Origin of the sequence: Rhodovibrio sodomensis (assembly GCF_016583645.1) — a bacterium.
GTDB lineage: Bacteria > Pseudomonadota > Alphaproteobacteria > Kiloniellales > Rhodovibrionaceae > Rhodovibrio > Rhodovibrio sodomensis.
The window spans coordinates 1-3,280 of sequence record NZ_NRRL01000215.1; the positions used below are offsets into that span (position 1 = coordinate 1).

The 3,280-nt window shown below is 65.1% G+C and carries 4 protein-coding genes; 3 read left to right on the plus strand and 1 reads right to left on the minus strand.

Annotated elements, in window-relative coordinates:
• The coding region (locus CKO28_RS27090; protein ID WP_200344541.1) for an adenylyl-sulfate kinase at positions 1–317 on the plus strand (317 nt) is incomplete at its 5' end.
• 343 nt (positions 318–660) lie between these two features.
• Here the strand turns inward: CKO28_RS27090 and CKO28_RS27095 are convergent.
• Entirely contained in the window at positions 661–1,716 is a 1,056-nt protein-coding gene (locus tag CKO28_RS27095; protein ID WP_200344543.1) for a site-specific integrase, read from the minus strand.
• Between the two features lie 455 nt (positions 1,717–2,171).
• Between CKO28_RS27095 and CKO28_RS27100 the strand changes: the two genes are divergently transcribed.
• Positions 2,172–2,885 (plus strand): hypothetical protein, encoded by a 714-nt coding sequence (locus CKO28_RS27100; protein ID WP_200344545.1) that lies wholly within the window; start codon positions 2,172–2,174, stop codon positions 2,883–2,885.
• A gap of 3 nt (positions 2,886–2,888) precedes the next feature.
• Positions 2,889–3,215: a hypothetical protein gene (locus CKO28_RS27105; protein WP_200344547.1), complete on the plus strand. Its 327-nt coding sequence runs from the start codon at positions 2,889–2,891 to the stop codon at positions 3,213–3,215.
• The last annotated feature ends 65 nt before the right edge of the window (positions 3,216–3,280 follow it).

The following is a 3,280-nucleotide window of genomic DNA, read 5'->3' on the forward strand; positions in this document are numbered from 1 at the left end:
TGACCGAGGCCGGGCTGATCACGCTGGTCAGCTTCATCTCGCCGTTCCGCAGCGAGCGGCGGATGGCGCGCGAGATGCTGCCCGAGGGCGAGTTCCTGGAGGTGTTCGTCGACGCGCCCCTGGCGGTCTGCGAGCAGCGCGACCCGAAGGGCCTGTACAAGAAGGCCCGCGCCGGGGAGATCCCCAACTTCACCGGCATCGGCTCCAGCTACGAGCCGCCCGAGGCCCCGGAACTGCACCTGCGCTCCGACCAGGCCAGCCCGGAGGAGCTCGCCGGCCAGGTGATCGGCCTGCTGGAAGCCCGCGGGATGCTGTAGGGCTGCGGCCGATCCGATGCGTGAGGCCTCTGTGCCGCCCTCATGGACCCTCACGGGTCTAGGTAGATCGCCGACGGCGCCTGCCAAGGCGGAGCAACCGCCTTGGCAGGCGAGCTGCGCGGCACTCGACCCGGGATGTGTCAGGCACGCCTCTGAGCGCTTGGTCGCCGTTTTCGGCCATCCTTGGGCGGATTGGCGTAACTCTGGCGTGCATTCGCGTTTGTAACCTCGAACGCGAAGGCCAACCAACCATTTCGCATGCGTGTCGGCTGCCCTGATCCCGTCATATCGTTCCAGGCGGTATGAGGGAACGGCTGGTGATCCCGAACCCGCCCGGCACCGGTTATGGCGTCATACCGTGTCGCTCGGCGTCATCCTCCTGCACCTGTGGCTCGGCAGAAGCTGCTGCGGGCTGTGTAGATATCGGCGATGGTTGGGGTGGCAGCGGGCCCGCTGCTACCGCGCGCGTTCCGGTGGCTGAGACGAGGCGCGCCGTCCGGGCACCACGGCTTCGGTTGCCGTATTGCGCGGTCGAGCGACACGATGCGTGATGCAGGGCGAACGCCTTCAACGTCCGACAAGCGGGTAATCCGGCGGCGAAGTCGTGGCGGAAAACATACGGGGACACGTCGAGGCCTTCATCGCCCAACGCCGCGATCGTGGCCCGTTTGACCTCCCGACGCAGCGTGGGCTCGTCGACCGCCACATCGACCGCGTGGGCGCCGATCAACCCCCGAAGGTAAGCCACTTCTGGAACAGCCTGTTCGAGCGCGATCCACACCCGCCATTGCGGTTGCCCGGTTGCCCGGCGTTCGCAAGCTTTCGCGCCTGCGCCGTCGACGCGCAGACATCCCGCCTCGGTCCGAAGGCGCACACCCTTGGCGAGTTCTGCCGGACGCACCCCCGTCGCCATCAGGACCGCGATCGCGACCGGGTAGGCACTCGCCGAAACCGCCCGTTGGAGCACCCGTCGCCGCCAGTCCGGGATACGTTTATGCAGACGACAACCAACGTGATCCTTGCTCTTGGGCCGTCCGCCCGCCGCCGTCGAACGACGCTGGCGCCTGCGCCGGCCCCCTACCGCCTGATCGGGTTGACCGGCACCCGGCGGATATCGACGCAGCCATTTGACAGCACCTCTGACTTCGGCAGGCGAGACGTCGCGGCCCGTCATCCAATCGTCGAGGGTCTTGAGTTGGGCCCATACGAGGGCCGCGCGGCGCTTATAGAACGCATCCGGTGAGGCAAAGGCGGAAGGTTCACCAGCCTCAGCGAGCCTGCGGCAGTCACCGCGATACTGGCGTTCCGTGCTCACGGAAGTCTCTCGGCGACCGTAGCGCTGCCACAGATCGACGGCTTCCTGCCATATGTCGGGTGCGAGCGTTGTTTCGGCTGTCATCGTTGTCAGCCTCGCTGCGAAATCTGCAAACGGCAAGTGGACGGATATCGTGGCGCGCCTAATATGAAGCCGCCTGTGAGGGGGAATGGCGTCGATCCTGCGTATTATCAGACAAGCCCGCTTACAGTCCGATACCTGTCCGCCTTCAGTCCGACTTTTGTCCGAAAGGCTGTCCGAACGCCTGTCCAGCTCTCGTCAGGCCGATACCGAAAGCGGACACCGACGACTCTGGGCGCTACCAAAGGACATACTGGTCAAGTTGTTTTCCGTCGTTGTGCTGGGGTGCGACAACGTAACGCACTTCGTATCCGTTTCGTTATGCCGCGATTGTTTCCATTGGACGGGTAGGGCGCCGGCGCGGGCAGTGAGCCGGATGGTCGCCAGGGTGCGTTGACAGGACCCGCGACGTCGGCCGCGCCGGGTTGGGACTGACGGCACTGGTGGGAGAACGCGGCATGACCGACACGGATACGGATCTGGCCGCAGCGCTTTGGCGACATGCGCGGGAACGAACCCCGAGCTTCGGGCGAGGCCATGTTCAGACCTGGTGCAACCGTCATGCGGCCTTGCTACAGCAAGTCTGCGATCGCGGTTTCAGCTGGGCCGAGATCGCCGACTTCCTGACGAGTGTTGGCCTGACCCTGGACAATGGGGGCGCCATATCGGCTGAAACAGCGCGCAAATTGGTCCGCCGCGCCGGAGTGCCGAGCTCTCGGCAACGCGACAAAAGCGCCCGGTCCGTATCGTGCTACCAGCTGCAGATGCTGCCGCCAACGCCCTCGGCGCTCGGGGCTGTGTCAGACGCGGTCGCGATCATCAGCCAGCCGAAAAGCGCAGGCTTTTGTGCCGGCGTCAAGTTCCAGCCTGGGAACAACGAGGCGAACGACTTGGCGCCAGAGGCGTCAACTCCTGCCCCCGTTCAGCGGGGTCAGCAAGGTCCGCCCGTAAGCCGCACGCGTGGGACGGATCAGGCGGCCGAGACCCCGCAGAGCGCCTCCGAGAAACCGATCGATCGGACCTCGGAACACGATATCGAGACCGTCGCGGTTCCCCCGACGGCCCGCACGCGCGACCGGAGACGTGTCGGTTCCGGCGTCGGGTCAGCGGGCCGTCACGATGTAGCGGAGTTGGTGAAGAAACGTAGCGAGCGTGCTGACGAAGGAGGTTAAGCCATGATCACCACAGCTTTCGCCTGTAACCAAAAAGGCGGTACCGGGAAAACGGTGACCAGCAGTTTATTCGCCTCGCTGGTCGCCGAGGCTAAAGGCGAGTGGCCACGCTTGGTAGAGATCGACCATCCCCGGCTCGATCGGGCGCTTGGCGTCGATGGTCTCGTCAAGACGATCGAGCCTCACGCGGACCCCAACCGTCTCGCTGAGGACCCGGAGCTCGCGTTCGACCTTTTCCACCCGGTCTACGATGAGTTGCGTTTTGGGCTGCGTAATTCGGCGGAATCCGCCCACCCAATTCGGTTGAATTCGCCCACCTGGTTCGGCTGAAACCGCCCACCGAATTCGGCGAATTCGCCCACACGTAGCACGAGAGTAAGACGGCGCGCGGCCTT